Source organism: Bartonella sp. AA86SXKL, from assembly GCF_042196885.1.
On sequence record NZ_JBHIRE010000148.1, the window covers coordinates 1 to 1,040 of the forward strand.

Genomic DNA, 1,040 nt, shown 5'->3' on the forward strand with positions numbered 1-1,040 from the left:
TTTACGATAATTTATCTTTTCTTAATTTCATTTTTTAATTTATGAAAATAGCTCAATTTCAGTGCGAATATTTTTTACTTTAGGATTGGATATTCTTGTTATTTTATCGTGTGCATTTAAAGTTTCTGTTACGAGAATCATTTCTTTCTAGCTACATCCTCTAGTTTCTATGTTTCCATAGATGTCCAAATGTAATGCCTTTTGCGAGAGAATTGGCCATGCTTGATAGTTTGAGTAACAGCATGATGGATATAATGGACAAGATGAGAGCTCCCCCAAACATGGCTGCTACATTCTGGTTATAATCGAGTTTCATATCACTCAAGTAGTTTGCAAAGATATTCATCATCAGATTAAATACAGTCGCTAAGAGTAGAAAGAGGATTATATAATTTACGACTTGGATTAACCATTGCTGAAAAAAGCGATAGGTTGGTTGCCACAGTAAGGCAATGATGAAGATAGGGCCCAATCCTACGAGAAGTGTAATAGCGATTTTTGTCAGTATGACGAGACCACCGCCGATTGCCACGACGGAACTTGTTGCCAGCAAGATGAGGATACCTAAGAGGCTGTAAAGCAATCCATTGGCCTCGAAGAAGATGGTTTCATGGAAAAGACGACCTGCATATTGGAATCCTTTGGTTGCTGCTTTGTCCAATAAATTCATTAACTGTGTATCATTGAGTGGATTTGTCATGAGCGCTTTTGATAACTCATAGGGCATTTGTGTTATTAAATTGGCAATTTCACTTTGATAAAGTCCTGTGGTAAGGGCTATTGAAGTAATAATACTTATTCGCAGGAAACGATTTACAAATCCGGAGAGTGGCATATCGATAGCGCCCCGAATGATAAGCCATCCGTAGATGATGAAAGCGATCGTGATTCCAATTGAAACGAAAGGTGTAATTGTAGCAATTGCTTTTGAGGAAATACCCGTGACATATGTTTGTGTTACCTGGTTAATTTTATCGAAAAGTTGCGTGAACATAGTGAAGTTCATGGCATTCCTCTTTAACGAATTTTCAACTTTTTAT

Annotated in this window: 1 protein-coding gene; it reads right to left on the reverse strand. The window is 37.0% G+C overall.

Annotated elements, in window-relative coordinates; all coding sequences use genetic code 11:
• Positions 1 to 160 precede the first annotated feature (160 nt).
• A complete protein-coding gene (locus ACFIO5_RS10620) occupies positions 161 to 1,006 on the reverse strand; it encodes a TrbL/VirB6 family protein (protein WP_375637275.1) in 846 nt (281 codons plus the stop codon).
• Between the last annotated feature and the right edge of the window lie 34 nt (positions 1,007 to 1,040).

Excerpts from the sequence above, each read along its gene's own strand:
- ACFIO5_RS10620 (WP_375637275.1), bottom strand. The coding sequence starts at position 1,006 with ATGAACTTCACTATGTTCACGCAACTTTTCGATAAAATTAACCAGGTA.